We start from the raw sequence: 14,064 nt of genomic DNA, 5'->3' as shown, positions 1-14,064 counted from the left end.
CTCGGTCGCGAAGGCGGGGGCAGCGGCCTCGGGGGCAGCGGCGGCCTGCTCGGCGGGAGCGTCGGCTTCGGCGGGGGCAGCGTCGCCACCGGGAACGAGGCCGGAGATGTCCTCTCCGGGCTCACCGACGATGATGAGCGGATCCTTCACGGGGACCTCGTCGCCTTCCTCCCACAGGAGCTTCAGGACGGTACCCTCGGCGGTCGAGGGCACCTCCATGGTCGACTTGTCGGTCTCGATGGACGCGAGCGTCTGGTCGACGGAGACGGTGTCGCCTTCTGCGATCATCCACTCGACGATGATGCATGACTCAACAGAGTTGCCCAGCTGGGGCATCACCACGATGGTGGCCATGTAATTCCTCCTAGACGATGCGCAGCTTCGTGCGCTCGGCCAATTCCTTGATGGATTCTTCGGGGATCTCATCGTCGGTGATGATTCCGGTGACCTCGTCGATCCCCATGAAGCTGACAAAGCCGGCTTCCCCATACTTGGAGGAGTCAGCGAGCAGCCACGTCTCTTGTGCGCGGGTACGCATAATGGAGCCGACCTGTCCACCTTCTACGAGCTGGGTGGTCAGACCCCGATCAACGCTGAACCCGTCGGTCCCGAGGAACGCGACGCGAGCGTTGAAGTCATTGATGGCGCGCTCGGCGACCGGCCCCACGAGGGACTCGGACTCGGCGCGGAAGTGCCCGCCCGTCAGCGTGATGTTGAGGTTCGGGTTGGAGCGGGCGTTAGCGAAGACCAGCACGGAGTTGGTGAGAACCTGAACCCCGCGCTTGCCGGTAAGGTACTTGACGATGAGGGCGCAGGTGGTGCCGGCCTCGATCATGATGCGATCGTCGTCGTGGATCATGTCGGCGGCGGCGCGAGCGATGCGCTCCTTGATCTCAACACGATCGTTCTGGCGCAGGTGAATGTTGCGGAAGGTGGTGGGACGCGCTCCTCCGTGCGTGCGCACGAGGTAGCCCTGCTCGTCGAGAGACTTGAGCGATGCGCGCACGGTGACGGGCGAGACTCCCAGATCGGAGGCAAGCTGCGCGACGCTCACCTCACCCTCCCGGGCGAGGCGATCCAGGATGTAGTTCGTGCGTTCTTCTGCACGTCCCATGGGGCACCTCTTCACAGAATCAGCGACATTCTTTGTCACTTTCCCTTTCGTTAAGAAAAGAATAGTCACTAAAACGAAAGTATGCAACATCACGAGAAGAAGATTCACGCAGGTGCACGCGGAGCGCACAAACGTTCAGGACAACGCTGTCCATTCTTCATTATTCAATGATATTGCAAGGATAAACGCGCTGGTGGGTAGCTCTCTCGAGCCACCCACCAGCTATGAAACTATCTCCCCCGCGCCGGAGTCACCATTCAGTTGAAACGAAAACGAAACGAAAGTGTTCGTCACCGATGCAACAAGGCATGCCCTGGGGCGGCAAACGGGTTTTACTCCCCGGGCTGGCGCACGCCGACCGTCAGGAGCAGGTTGCCGTACAGGCGCTGCTCGCCCGTCGCAACGATGATGCCGACGTTCTCGTCGCGCGCGGCATCGTAGAAGTCCCAGCGGGAAATCTCGCCGAACTCCACACCGGGCAGAGCCGCGCGGAACTCGTCGTGGATCGGGATCTCCACCGGATCGGCGTCGGGGGCGGGGGTCATGATCTCTGCGCGCTCGATCGGAATCGTGCGCTTGAGGACGTCGAGGACCTGGCTGACATCCAGGAGACCCGGGGCAAGGTTGAGCGAAATGAGTTCGCAACGCGGGTTCACACCCGTCGTGTGCGGGTAGTTCGCATCCGCCAGCAGAATCTTCGAGCCGTGGCCGGCGGCCGCGAGCGCGCGCAGGAACTGCGGGTGCGTCATAGGTCCATAGAGCATGAACGTGCCTTTCTTACAGGTGTGAACTGGCCCGGATGACCAGCTCGGGGTCGAGGACGATGTCCTGTGAGGGACCGCCGCCCATGAGCGAACGCACGAGGCGCACGGCCGTGCGTCCCAGGCGATCGAAGGGCTGGTGGATGGTCGTGAGCGGGGGTGCGTAGGAGTCCGCGCCGTCGATGTCGTCGAAGCCGACGACCCGCACGTCGCGCGGAACCACTCCCCCGCGCTCGTAGATGTAGCGCATGGCGCCCAGGGCCAGCTGGTCGTTCGCGGTCTGGATGCCCTCTGGCAGACGGCCGGCCGCGCGCATGACGTCGTAGCCATCGCGAGAGTCCCACGAGTCGGGCTGAAGCACGACGGGCTCGATGTCGTAGGACGCGCATGCCTGCTCATAACCGAGCCTGCGCATCTGGGCGTCCGACCAGCCGGCGGGACCCGAGACGTGAACGACGTCGGTCAGCCCCTGGGCGAGCAGGTGCTCGGTGGCCAGGCGTGCGCCGCGCACGTTGTCGACGGCGACGGTCGAGATACCGTCGAGGCCTTTTTCGCTCGTCAGGACGAGGACGGTCGGGAAGCGCTTACCCGATTCAATCGCAACGTCGATCGTCGGGTCCTGGCCTCCCAGGATGATGACGCCGTCGACGTCGAAGGGAGCGAAATCGTTGCGCAGCTGCCCGTCCGGCCCGTACGCGTAGGACAGGGACACGTGGTACCCGGCCTGCGCCGAAGCGTTGAGGATCGACAGCAGCACACGCCCATGTCCGTGGAACATGGGGGCGGCCAGGACGACCTGAAGGACGTTGGTGCGCTTGGCCGCGAGCGCTCGCGCCGCGTAGTTGGGCACGTACCCCAACTCCTCGACGAGCTTCGCAATGCGCGCGCGAGTCTTTTCCGACACCTCAGGATCCCCGCGCACGACGCGCGAGACCGTGTTGGTCGAGACGCCTGCACGCCGCGCGATGTCGGCGAGCGAGACCTTCTTAGCTGCGGGTCGGGACGTGGACATGGGTTGCTGCACTGGCTGCGATGACGGTGGCGCGCTCTTCCTCGGCGAGAGCGCCGATGGTTTCGAGCTGGGCGAGGAGGGAACCGAATGTCGATGCCTCGATGGGGCCTCGCACGACGGTCACTCCCGAGATCTGGGCGGTCAGGTCGCACAGGAGTCGGTTGCGCGCGCCGCCGCCCACGAGGTTGAGCTGGTCCGGAGCCAGTCCGGTAGCCTCGGTCAGCTCGCCGATCGCACGGGCGTAGCGGCGGGCGAAGGACTCGATGATGACGCGCACGTAGCCGGCCATGGAGTCGGGACGTGCCGCGCCCTGGGCGTCCAAGGCCTCGTCGATCTTGCGCTGCATGTCGCCGGGGGTGGCGAATGCTTCCTCGTCCGGGTCGAAAACGCCGGAGGCTGCGGGCAGTTCGCGAGCCTGGGCGACCAGCTCGTCGGTATCGGTGGGCGTGCCCTCACGCTCCCACTGGCGCTGGATCTCCTGGAGAATCCACATGCCGGTGATGTTGAAAAGGGGGCGCACTCCCCCGTCGGTACGGCCTTCGTTCGTGATGCCGAGGTCGAAGGCGGCGTCGCTCATGAGGGGCTGGTCCTCGATGGCGCCGAGGACGGACCAGGAGCCGCAGGACAGGAAGTAGGCACGCTTGCCTTCCTCGATGGGCAGGCCGTGGACGGCGCAGGCGGAGTCGTGGGCACCGCCGCGCACAACGGTCAGGGTTTCGAGGCCGGGGACAGTACAGGGGCCGACGACGGTGCGGTCGGCGGACAGATCACCGAACCAGCCGCGCGGGATACCGAGACGGTTGAAGACCTCGTCGTTGAAGTCGCCGCCGCCCGGGGTGAGCAGGCCGGAGGTCGAGGCGATCGTACGCGACCAGCCGACGACGCCGGTGAGGCGGTACGCGAAGTAGTCGGGCAGGAAGAGGGCAGCCGCGACGCGCTGCGCGTCGGCGGGGTTTTCCTGCAGGTAGGCGAAAAGCTGGTTCGCCGTGTTGATGGTGGCCGGCTGGTTGCCGGTCAAGTCGAAGAACTCACGGTCGCCGATGCGATCGCGGAAAGCATCGAGGGTGCGGGAGGTGCGCTCGTCGCGGTAGGCAATAACGTCGCCAACGAGCTCACCGTTCTCGTCGAGGGGAGCCCAGTCCACGCCCCATGTGTCAATGGAGACAGCGCGGGCGTCGGGGAACTGTTCGAGGGCCTTCTTCAGGCCGGTAATCGTTTCGGCCTCCATGGTGGCCACGTCCCACGTGAGGGTGCCATCTTCGCGGCGGCGGGCCTCGTGCTTAAAGCGGTGGATGTCCGTGACGTCGAGGCGTCCGTCGTGCAGCGTTCCGGCGAGGACTCGTCCGGATGCGGATCCAAGGTCAACAGCAAGTACGGTGGTCATTGAAGGTCTCCTGCTCAAAACGCCCTCGCGCGGCGCGTCCCGTCGTTGGGTTCTCGTGCGGCTTTCCTCATCGGCGAGGCCGGGGCCGGATCCCGGTATTGGTGCCCCGCGTGGGGGCGAGCCCGGCCGGGCTCGGGGAGAGAGGACACCCGAGCCCGACCGGTGGTTGCATCAGCGGTACATCGGACCGAAGGTCTCGCAGGCGCGGAAGTCCGCAGCCTCGAGGGACTCGGTGCCGAACAGCGACCACGCCTTGGGGCGGAACACGCGCTCCTCGGGGACGTTGTGCATGTTGACCGGGATGCGCAGCATCGACGCCAGCGTGATCAGCTGGCCGCCGATGTGGCCGTAGGAGATCGCACCATGGTTGGCGCCCCACGCGTTCATGACGTCGTAGACGCTCTTGAAAGCGCCCTCACCCGTCAGGTTCGGGACGAACCAGGTGGTGGGCCACTCAATGTTGGTGCGCTCTTCGATGGTGAAGGCGACCTCGTCGGGCAGCTCGACCGTGTAGCCTTCGGCGATCTGCATGACCGGTCCGAGGCCGCGCACCAGGTTGATGCGGCACATCGTCACGGGCATCTCGCCGGAGGTGCGGAAGTGGGTCGAGAAGCCACCGCCACGGAAGTAGCCGGTCGAGGCCGGGTGGAAGGTCGTGGCCTCGAGCGTGGCCTCGCGGTCCTCCTCGGTGAACTCGTACCAGGGCTTGATGACGTTCTCACCGTCGCGCACAGCCTTGCCGGCGCCGTCCAGCGTGGTCGAGCCGGAGTTACGCAGGTCGAGCAGACCTGCGGCCGCGCGGCCCTCGGGCTTCCAACCGGTGGCCTTCTCGATGGACTCGGGGCTCCAGTAGGTACGAACGTCGGAGAAGATCTGCGGCGTGTTGGTCAGCAGGTAGCCGAACAGCATCGAGGCACCGTTGAGCGAGTCGTTCTCGGTGGCCACGACGGAGGGCTGGCGGATGCCGGTCCAGTCGAAGTTCGTGTTGAGGATGGTCTCCAGAACGTCGCCGTTGGGGAAGTGGTCGGTCCACTGACGCTGACCCTGGAAGCCGGCCGCGATGGCGCCGTGGCCGCCGGCCTCTTCCTCAAAGCCCAGCTCGGCGAGGCGCGGGTTGCCGTGCATGAGGTCGCGGGCGATGATCGTCATCTTGGTGACGAACTTCCACCAGTCCTCGTGCTTCTCTGGGTACTGCCACTCCGGCGGGTTCCAGTCCTTGCCCTGCTTGAAGTTCTCGCGGATCCACTGGTACGCCTTCTCGTACTCTTCGGGATCGTAGATGCCCTCTTCGATGCGGCGGGTGAACTCGGTCATGTCGATGTACTCGTTACGCATGCCGAGGTAGGAGCCGAAGAAGTCGGGGTCGACGACGGAGCCGGCGATACCCATAGAAACGGAGCCCATGGACAGGTAGGCCTCGCCCTTCATCTGTGCGACGGCCAGACCGGCGGTCGCGTAGTCGAGGAGGCGGGTACGCACGTCCTCGGGGATGGAGGTGTCGTCAGCGTCCTGCACGTGCTCACCGTAGATGCCGAAGGCGGGAATGCCGATCTGGGCGTGGCCGGCGAGAGCGGCAGCGAGGTACACGGCGCCGGGGCGCTCCGTGCCGTTGAAGCCCCAGATGGCGTGCGGCATCGCGGGGTCCATGTCGGTGGTCTCGGTGCCGTAGCACCAGCAGGGGGTGACCGTCAGGGTCAGGCCGACGTTGTTCGCGCGGAACTTCGCGGCACACGCCTGGGCTTCGTGGACACGGCCGATCGTGGTGTCGGCGATGACGACCTCGACGGGGCTGCCGTCCGGGTAGCGCAGGTTGGAAGTGAAAAGCTCGGCGACGGACTTCGCCATGTTCATGGTCTGCTCTTCGAGCGACTCACGAACGCCCTTGCGGCGGCCGTCAATAGTGGGGCGGATTCCGATGCGGGGGTGGTTTGTCATTATTCCTTCATCCCTCATGGTGACGTCGATGTCGGAGCGCGGGGGCGCTCGCCCCCTCGGATCCTGTGAACAAAAAAGTGCCGGGTCCGCAGGTCCCACCCCACTGGTGCGGAGTGGGACCCACGGCGGGCCACCGGGTCAGTTTGTCACTTCCCCAGCCCCGGCCTCGTGCCCGATGGAGCTATCGGCTCACTCGTACAGGTTCGCCTTGATCTCGGGGTTGTCGATGTTGGTCTTGTCGTACCAGGCGAAGCCCGAGTCGATGACCTTGGGCAGCTCACCCTTGTTGATCGCGACGACAGCAGCCTTGACCGTGTAGTAGCCGATCTTGACGGGCGACTGGGTCACGGCGCCAGCCTCGGTGCCGGCCTTGATGGCGTCGATCTGGGTCTTGCCCGAGTCGAAGCCGACAACGGTGACGTCCTTGCCGGTCTCCTGCGAGCCCTGGACGATACCGGAGGCAGCGGCCTCGTTCGAGCCGTACATGCCGACGATGTCGTCGTTGGCCTGGATGATGGCCTTGGAGGTGTCGGCGGCCTTGGTGACCTCACCGGCGATCTGCTCGTCGAGGAGCTTCAGGTCGGCGGGAGCGTTGGCCATGAAGTACTCCTTGAAGCCCTCGCAGCGCTGCTTGCCCGTGGTGGAGGTCGAGTCGTGGCAGACCATGCCGACGGAGCCCTTCTTGCCCTTCAGGAGCTCGATCATGTGCTTGGCGGCCTCGGCGGCGGCGGCCTTGTTGTCCGTCTGGACGGTGGTGACGGGGATGTCGGACTCAACACCGGAGTCGAAGGCGACGACCGGGATACCCTGCTTGTTGATCTCGTCCAGCAGGTCGGCGGCAGCCTTCGAGTCGAGAGCGGCGAAGCCGATGGCGGCCGGGCCGGAGTCCAGAGCGGACTTCAGCTGGTCGGTCTGCTCGGTCACCTTGGTCTCGTCCTGCGGGCCGACGAACTTGACCTGGTAGCCCAGCTCCTCACCAGCCTGCTCGGCGCCTTCCTTCACGGCCTGCCAGAAGCGGTGCTGGAAGCCCTTGGAGACGAGGTAGATGGTCTTGGTGCCGTCGCCCTTGACCGCGGCCTTCTCCCAATCCTGCATGTCGCCGGAGGTGTCGACCTTGGTCGCACCCGAGGCCTCGCTGGGCTTGGCGTCAGAGGAGGGAGCGGAGGAGTCCGACGAGGTCGTGCAGGCAGCCAGGCCCAGGGCCATGGAGCCGACGGCGGCGGCGGCGAAGATACGTCCGATGGGGCGCATTGGTTTTCCTTTCGTGGGGTGGCGGGGTCATTCCCGCCCTTGGTGTGTGTGGACCGACGTCGGTCCACGATGGGTGAATTGAATGGGTAAGAATCAGGCGGCGTTCTCGCGAACGCGGCGGATGTTGTCGATGACGACGGCCAGGAGCAGGACGATGCCGGTGACGACGAACTGCCATTCGGCGGCGATACCCATCATCGTCAGGCCCTTCTTCAGGGTCTCCATGATGATCGCGCCGACCAGGGCGCCGGGGATCGATGCGCGGCCACCCGAAAGGGAGGTGCCACCGATGACGGCTGCGGCGATGACGTTGAGCTCCATGCCCACACCCTCAGCGGGCTGGACGAGGCCGCCGCGCGAGGAGTAGAGGACGGCACCGATGGCCATGAAGGCGCCGGCAACGACATAGATGATGATCTTCCACAGGCGGACGTTGACGCCGGAGAGGCGGGTGGCCTCCTCGTTGGAGCCGATCGCGAGCGAGTAGCGGCCGAGCAGCGTCTTGTTCATGAGGAAGGTGGCCAGGACCGTGAGGACCACGAAGATCAGAACGGCGTTTGCGACGCCGGGGATGATCTCGCCACGCGCGATGGCCTTGTAGCCGGTGTTCGCGATCGTGATCGAGGCCTTGTCCGAGATGATCAGTGCGAGGCCTCGGGCGACCATCATCATCGCGAGTGTTGCGATGAAGGGCGGCAGGCCCAGGATCGAGACGTTCAGGCCGTTGACGAGGCCGATCGCCATGCCGACCAGCAGCGTCAGCAGCAGGCCGAGGCCGAGCGGCAGGTTCATCTTGTCGCCCGCCAGGAAGATACCGGCCATGACGGCCACGAGGCTCATGCCCGTACCGACGGACAGGTCAATGCCGGAGGTCGCGATAACGAAGGTCGCGCCCAGGGCCATCACGCCCGTGTAAGCCGACTGGAGAACGATGTCCAGGTAGATGTTGGGCTTCGCGAAGCCGTTGGCTGCGATGCTGAAGAACAGCAGGATGACGAACAGCGCAACCGTGACGAGCATCAGCTGCATGTTGTTCTTCAGGAAGGTCTTGAAAGGCGACGGCGCCTCCAGGCCCTTGTTGTCGACGACGGTGCTCACGCGACTTCTCCGTTCGCTTCTTCCTGGCCGACGGTGGCCAGTTCCATGATGTTTTCTTGGGTGGCGTCCTCGTTGTTGAGGGTGCCAATGATGCGGCCGTGGGCCATGACGGCGATGCGGTTAGCCAGGCGCAGGACCTCGGGCAGCTCCGAGGAGATCACGATGATGGCCTTGCCCTGCTTCGCCAGGTCCTCGAGCAGCGTGTAGATCTCATCCTTCGCGCCCACGTCGATGCCGCGCGTCGGCTCGTCGAAGATCAGGATGTCAGTATCACGTTCCAGCCACTTGGCCACGACGACCTTCTGCTGGTTACCGCCCGAGAGGCTGCGCAGCTCAACGTCCACGGAGGGGGTGCGTGTACGCAGCTTCGCCACGTAGTCCTTGGCGACGTCGCGCAGCTTCTTCGTCGCGACGACGGTCGCGGTGCTGAAGTGGCCCATCGCCGCCATGCCCGTGTTGAAAGAGATGTCCTTGTCGAGGAGCAGGCCGTACTGCTTGCGGTCCTCGGACAGGTAGCCAATGCCGTTCTTCACGGCGTCGTTCGCGCCCTTGATCGTCACCTTCTTGCCGTGGACGTAGATATCGCCCGAGGTGTGGGGGTCTGCGCCGAACAGCGCACGGGCGACCTCGGTGCGGCCGGCGCCGACCAGGCCCGCGAATCCAAAGATCTCGCCCTTCTTGACCTCGAAGGACACGTCGTGGACGGCCTTAACGGTCGACAGGTGCTCGACGCGCAGGACGGCCTCGTCGGAGAGTGGCTTGGTGGTGGGACGCGCGTCTGCGGGGACCTCGCGTCCGACCATCATCTTGACGACCTCGCTCATGGGGGTCGAGGCCGTGTCCACCGTGCCGATGTACTTGCCATCGCGCAGGACCGAGATGCGGTTGGTGAGCTCGGTGAGCTCGGGCATGCGGTGCGTGATGAAGATCAGGCCGGTCGTCGGGCACACGAAGTCGCGCACCAGCTCGAACAGGGACTCCGTCTCGGTCGTGGTCAGAGGAGCCGTAGGCTCGTCCATGACCAGGATCTTCGAGTCAAAGGACAGCGCACGCGCAATTTCCACCATCTGCAGACGCGCGACCGGCAGGTCACGGCAGTAGGCGGTGGGATCGATGTCCATATTGAGGCGCTCGAACAGCTCGCGCGCATCACGAACCATCTTGCGGTCGTCGACGTAGCCAAACTTGGACGTGCCGGGTCGACCGATGTACAGGTTCTGGGCGACGGTCAGGTCAGGAACGATGTTGAGTTCCTGGTGAATGATCGACAGGCCGAGGTCACGTGCGTGCTCCGGCGACTGGATGTCGACCTTCTCTCCCTGCAGCCAGATTTCGCCGCCCGGATCGGACTTGTGGATACCGGTGAGCACCTTCATGAGCGTGGACTTGCCCGCTCCGTTCTCACCGCAGAGACCCAAGACTTCACCGGGTCGAAGGTCGAGGTCCACGTCGGACAGCGCCTTCACACCGGGGAACGTCTTTGAGATCCCCTTTAGCTCTAGTAAGTTCGTCACTTCTCACCCCTTGGGTACCAGTAACTTCTCTGTTTCTGGAGTTTGCTCCTCCGGCTTCGTTAACGCTAACGGTCACTGTTCCGGAGAATCGCCCTCTTCGGCGTCCTCTTAAGACTAGAGCATCACAGTGTTCCGCGCGACCCAAATGTCTTTGCGTGTAATCAAATCGTAACCGAATGTCAGGACCTTTCAGTCTGACATTTCCGCACCATCCTGCAGTTTTTCAATGGCTGAAAGCGCGACACCGTCCAGCCACTCCTGCTCCACCACGCACTCTTTGATCAATACTCTTCCGCGTGTCGGATCGTGAGGGATCCCCTCTTGTTCCCACTCAAAAAATCCCTCACCCCGCACAGTTGTTGGAAAAGTTCCGTGAACGTTCACGACGCGCCACCACGGGACTCCACCGCCCCAATCGTGCATGATCCGCCCCACGACGCGCGGACCAGTACCAACCGCACGGGCGATCATGCCATACGTGGCCACACGCCCCTCGGGGATTTCTTCCACGACCCGCAGAACAGCCTCGACGAGTTCTTCCCTCACAGCTCATTTCTCCTTGCCCGCACACGCCGCATCATAACGCGCAGCAGTCACATCTCAATCATCTTCTCCACGGCCCACAGGACCGCCTTCGGATCTATCGGCACCACGGGCAGGTCAGTGAGCGCCACGGGTGCGCACGCTCCATCAGGCAGCTCGCTCCGGGCTCGGTCAGCGGTTCCATCACCCTCATCCAGCACAGCGGCCTCACTCTCGGCCCCACCTCCGGCGAGGTCGACAAGAACCCCAGTTCGGTCCTCGGCCTCGGAGACATCCGATTCTCCCGTTTCTTGCCCCTCACGCGCAGCCCCGGCCTCGTCCCACATACCCGGCACGAGAGGTGGGCCACTCGGAGGCTCCCACTCCCCCGCTAACGCGTCGCCACTGGGCGGCTGCCACCGATCCGCCCCCGATTCTTTCCGGTATGCATGCCCCACCTGATACGTCATCCCACCGGCATCGAGGACGCGCAGCTCCGCGGAGTTCTCAGTCCACGCCGAGTCATAGCGCATGCAGGTGATCGCCAGTACGTGAAAGTCTGCCGCGCGCAGAGCATCGCCGAGAGGCGACCCTTCAGGAGCGACAGCACCGAGCTCCGTCAGCCTTTTGTACGTCCGCCACAGGGGCCGTGAGCCGATGGACACGCTCCCCCTCGACAGCCATCGCAGTCCGTCCACGTGCCCCTTGCGCGGCCCTAGGCGGGTGAAACCGCGGACGAATCCGACAACTTCATCGGGAAGGATGTCGTCGACCGTCACAGTCTTGCCCCGATGGATCTCGACAAGAGCACGCTGCTCATTGAGCCACACGCGCATCAGGCGCGGGCGCTGCCCAGAACGCGAATGGAGGGCCCACACGTCGAGGCACAGATCCGCCCAGGTGCGTGGACTAAGAATCTGCACCGGATCATCCACGTCCATGGGGGTGCCGAGCATCTCGTCGTAGAGGTCCTGTCCAAGTGTCGCCTTGCCCAGCTGACTGGCATGGAAACGTTTCGGGAAGGGGGCGCTTTTCTGGGGAGATCCCCACAGGCTCGCGACAGTGACGATACGCGCTTCGTCGCTGGCATCACGGGGCGTCTCGTTCCAGCGCTTCCACGCTCGGGCGCGAACCTGGATGTTGTCCAGCCGCCGATCCTCCCGCTCTTCCTTGCTGCGAGGCGTTGAGGGGTGCGGGATGGCTTTCTGCGCTGCTGCTTCCCTCGGGTGCCGACGACGCTCAGCGGCTTGTCGCCTCCTGAGCCACCACGCGCCAATCCCCGAGAACACCCAATACGCGACAACAATGATCAGCAGGACCCAGCTGGTGGACAGTTCATGCCCGAATAGCCTCATACTCCCCCGTCACAGGTACACAGCGAGAAACAAAAAGCCCCGAGTTCGAAGAACTCGGGGCATCTGCTCCTGCGACTGGATTCGAACCAGTAACCGTCCGATTAACAGTCGGATGCTCTGCCGTTGAGCTACGCAGGATTGCGACAAGAGAAGATAGTAGCAGAGACTATTCGGAACTGGCAAGCCAGATACGGGACTGGAGCTATGCTGCGTGTCACTGGCATCCAACTTCCTTGTCTGGAATGCTCACTCCCATGTGGGATTCTCGATGTCTACCCCCTGCTGGCTCGCGACATGCTCGATCGCGTCAGCAAGCCACCGTGCGAAGCCAACCTGCTGCGAATCGTAGTGTTCGCGGAATCGCTCGTCGTGGATGTACCCGCGCGACATGATGTAGTGCTTGGCAGGCGTGACCGGAAAGAAATCACTGAGAGCTTCTCTATGTTCCTCGACGAGGCTGGCCGCCCTCTCGCTGTCAGGAGCGGCACCATCGCGAATTGCGTCGATCATCCTGCGTTCGATGTCATGGAATCGCTCAGAGTTCTGACGCCATTCCGCAGCGCGCCACGCGGCTGTACGCCTGCGCGATTCACGCCAGTCATCGGTATCTCCGTAGCGTTTCTCGGCCTCGTTCTGGTGAGCCGCAAAGTCGGCGTCTCCCAGGATCTTCCCGACCTCTTCCAGGGTGAGCTCGTTGTCATTCATTGCATCCTCCAACAGTGTATCCAGTGCTTCGATCATTGCGTCTGTTTCACGACGCTGAGCAAGAAGGCTCTCTCTTTGCCTCTTGAGGTGTTCGATCTCAGAGTCTCCACAGTCGAGGAGAGCCTTGATATCCATCAGCTTCATCCCCGTCGCCCGGTAGATGACAATCCTCTGGACACGCACGCAGTCCTCGCGCGAATAGAGCCGGTAGTTCGACCAGCTCCGCGCGGCGGGAGCGAAAAGGCCCTGCGCCTCCCAGTGGTGCAACGTTCGCACCGTCAGCGAGAACCGCTCAGCGACCTCCCCGACCGTGTAGAGAGTGGTGTCGTTACTCATGACATTGATTCTGACCCCTGACGCAGCGTCATGGTCAAGCGGAGGAACGCGCGCGTCATAATCATGCGGAAGGGCGTGTCCATCTCGCGGCCACATGGAAGAAAATGCCTGTGTCACAGTCAGATTGAAACCACCTCAACGCGCCGGTCACGCAGAAACACACCCCAGCGCCCTGGCGCGACAACATTCGCCAGCAACTGCTGCTCTACAGCGATTCCGGTACAAAATTCGCCCTGCTCCAGAAAAATTGCCCGATTGTGGCCGAAATGCGCGCGCAGGGCGAGTTTTGTACCGTTCGCAACACACACAACCCAAGCAGGGCGAGTTTTGTACCGTTCGCGGCACTCACAAGCCAAGCAGGGCAGGCGTTATCCCGCGTGAGGCAGACGAGCAAGCAAGAAGCAACCGGGGCTAACTGCAGCGCCTGTTGGCGGTGGCGGGGCCTGACTGCGGGGCCCATGGGCGGCGGCAGGGCCCGTGGGCGGCGGCGGGGCCCGTGGGCGGCGGCAGGGCGTGGCCGGGCATCGAGGCGATACACCGAGCGAAGCTCGCGGCGCGGAGGGCTCGCGGGCGGCCAAGCCCGACACCATTGTGCCCAAAACGCAGACCACTTCGCCTATAACAGCCCATTTTCAGTGTTTTTCACCGAGGTGGTCTGCGTTTTGGGCGTTACACCACCTGAAACCACCGCCTCACAGGCTCAAACAGGGGGAATGCACGACACGAGGCTCCGATACGCCGACAACACACCACCAGGGGGCTTCATGTCGTGCAAAACCCCCACTGCCACACAGCAAACAGCCGCCAGGCCGGCGAACACCACCAAACTGGATAGGAAACGCCAATCTGGATAGGTTACTGCGTTCTGGATAGGTTAATAAGCTATCCAGAAGCTCCGTTCCTATCCACAACAGAACTTCCTATCCAGAACATGCGCACCATAGGAGGGCGCCGGAGGGAACAGCGGGCCTGGGCGCAGGGCCGGTGGGCGGTGGCGGGGCCAGGCTGCTGCGTCCGTGGGCGGTGGTGGGCCTGGTCGAGCTTCGACCGGGCACCATCAGCCGACCTAGCCCCACT

Annotated in this window: 12 protein-coding genes and 1 tRNA gene; all 13 read right to left on the bottom strand. The window is 63.8% G+C overall.

Going from position 1 to position 14,064, the window contains the following annotated elements; genetic code table 11:
• Positions 1-354, bottom strand: a 354-nt coding sequence (locus tag HMPREF1137_RS06355) for a biotin/lipoyl-containing protein (RefSeq protein WP_007590152.1), incomplete at its 3' end; no start/stop codon positions are given.
• 10 nt (positions 355-364) lie between these two features.
• Positions 365-1,114, bottom strand: a complete 750-nt coding sequence (locus HMPREF1137_RS06350; RefSeq protein ID WP_007590149.1) for a DeoR/GlpR family DNA-binding transcription regulator — start codon at positions 1,112-1,114, stop codon at positions 365-367.
• A gap of 332 nt (positions 1,115-1,446) precedes the next feature.
• Positions 1,447-1,878 carry an RbsD/FucU family protein gene (locus tag HMPREF1137_RS06345; RefSeq protein WP_034467793.1) on the bottom strand — a complete coding sequence of 144 codons (432 nt, stop codon included), beginning with the start codon at positions 1,876-1,878 and terminating at the stop codon, positions 1,447-1,449.
• Between the two features lie 13 nt (positions 1,879-1,891).
• Positions 1,892-2,887 carry a LacI family DNA-binding transcriptional regulator gene (locus HMPREF1137_RS06340; RefSeq protein ID WP_007590141.1) on the bottom strand — a complete coding sequence of 332 codons (996 nt, stop codon included), beginning with the start codon at positions 2,885-2,887 and terminating at the stop codon, positions 1,892-1,894.
• Positions 2,862-4,271, bottom strand: coding sequence for a rhamnulokinase (locus HMPREF1137_RS06335; protein WP_007590154.1), 1,410 nt, complete (start codon positions 4,269-4,271; stop codon positions 2,862-2,864). The genes HMPREF1137_RS06340 and HMPREF1137_RS06335 overlap by 26 nt, the downstream gene beginning before the upstream one ends.
• A gap of 171 nt (positions 4,272-4,442) precedes the next feature.
• On the bottom strand, positions 4,443-6,206 hold the full coding sequence (locus HMPREF1137_RS06330) for an L-fucose isomerase (protein WP_007590153.1): 1,764 nt from the start codon (positions 6,204-6,206) through the stop codon (positions 4,443-4,445).
• A gap of 189 nt (positions 6,207-6,395) precedes the next feature.
• On the bottom strand, positions 6,396-7,457 hold the full coding sequence (locus tag HMPREF1137_RS06325) for an ABC transporter substrate-binding protein (RefSeq protein WP_007590151.1): 1,062 nt from the start codon (positions 7,455-7,457) through the stop codon (positions 6,396-6,398).
• Positions 7,458-7,550: 93 nt separating this feature from the next.
• Positions 7,551-8,555: an ABC transporter permease gene (locus HMPREF1137_RS06320; RefSeq protein ID WP_007590145.1), complete on the bottom strand. Its 1,005-nt coding sequence runs from the start codon at positions 8,553-8,555 to the stop codon at positions 7,551-7,553.
• A complete protein-coding gene (locus HMPREF1137_RS06315; RefSeq protein WP_034497165.1) occupies positions 8,552-10,069 on the bottom strand; it encodes a sugar ABC transporter ATP-binding protein in 1,518 nt (505 codons plus the stop codon). The genes HMPREF1137_RS06320 and HMPREF1137_RS06315 overlap by 4 nt, the downstream gene beginning before the upstream one ends.
• Positions 10,070-10,258: 189 nt before the next feature.
• On the bottom strand, positions 10,259-10,615 hold the full coding sequence (locus HMPREF1137_RS06310) for an MGMT family protein (RefSeq protein WP_007590147.1): 357 nt from the start codon (positions 10,613-10,615) through the stop codon (positions 10,259-10,261).
• A gap of 47 nt (positions 10,616-10,662) precedes the next feature.
• Complete coding sequence (locus HMPREF1137_RS06305; protein ID WP_050980950.1) at positions 10,663-11,946, bottom strand: polysaccharide deacetylase family protein; 1,284 nt, start codon at positions 11,944-11,946, stop codon at positions 10,663-10,665.
• A gap of 66 nt (positions 11,947-12,012) precedes the next feature.
• Positions 12,013-12,084 (bottom strand) — tRNA-Asn (locus HMPREF1137_RS06300).
• A gap of 108 nt (positions 12,085-12,192) precedes the next feature.
• Positions 12,193-12,987, bottom strand: a complete 795-nt coding sequence (locus tag HMPREF1137_RS06295) for a MerR family transcriptional regulator (protein ID WP_034497162.1) — start codon at positions 12,985-12,987, stop codon at positions 12,193-12,195.
• Between the last annotated feature and the right edge of the window lie 1,077 nt (positions 12,988-14,064).

This window comes from Actinomyces sp. ICM39 (assembly GCF_000282935.1).
GTDB lineage: Bacteria > Actinomycetota > Actinomycetes > Actinomycetales > Actinomycetaceae > Pauljensenia > Pauljensenia odontolytica_B.
Note: the sequence above shows the minus strand (reverse complement) of the source record. Positions and strands in the feature narration are given on the sequence as shown.

What these genes read in the sequence shown, in the direction of transcription:
- HMPREF1137_RS06350 (WP_007590149.1), bottom strand. Translation starts at nt 1,114, where the DNA reads ATGGGACGTGCAGAAGAACGCACGAACTACATCCTGGATCGCCTCGCC.
- HMPREF1137_RS06345 (WP_034467793.1), bottom strand. Translation starts at nt 1,878, where the DNA reads ATGCTCTATGGACCTATGACGCACCCGCAGTTCCTGCGCGCGCTCGCG.
- HMPREF1137_RS06340 (WP_007590141.1), bottom strand. Translation starts at nt 2,887, where the DNA reads ATGTCCACGTCCCGACCCGCAGCTAAGAAGGTCTCGCTCGCCGACATC.
- HMPREF1137_RS06335 (WP_007590154.1), bottom strand. Translation starts at nt 4,271, where the DNA reads ATGACCACCGTACTTGCTGTTGACCTTGGATCCGCATCCGGACGAGTC.
- HMPREF1137_RS06330 (WP_007590153.1), bottom strand. Translation starts at nt 6,206, where the DNA reads ATGACAAACCACCCCCGCATCGGAATCCGCCCCACTATTGACGGCCGC.
- HMPREF1137_RS06325 (WP_007590151.1), bottom strand. Translation starts at nt 7,457, where the DNA reads ATGCGCCCCATCGGACGTATCTTCGCCGCCGCCGCCGTCGGCTCCATG.
- HMPREF1137_RS06305 (WP_050980950.1), bottom strand. Translation starts at nt 11,946, where the DNA reads ATGAGGCTATTCGGGCATGAACTGTCCACCAGCTGGGTCCTGCTGATC.
- HMPREF1137_RS06295 (WP_034497162.1), bottom strand. Translation starts at nt 12,987, where the DNA reads ATGAGTAACGACACCACTCTCTACACGGTCGGGGAGGTCGCTGAGCGG.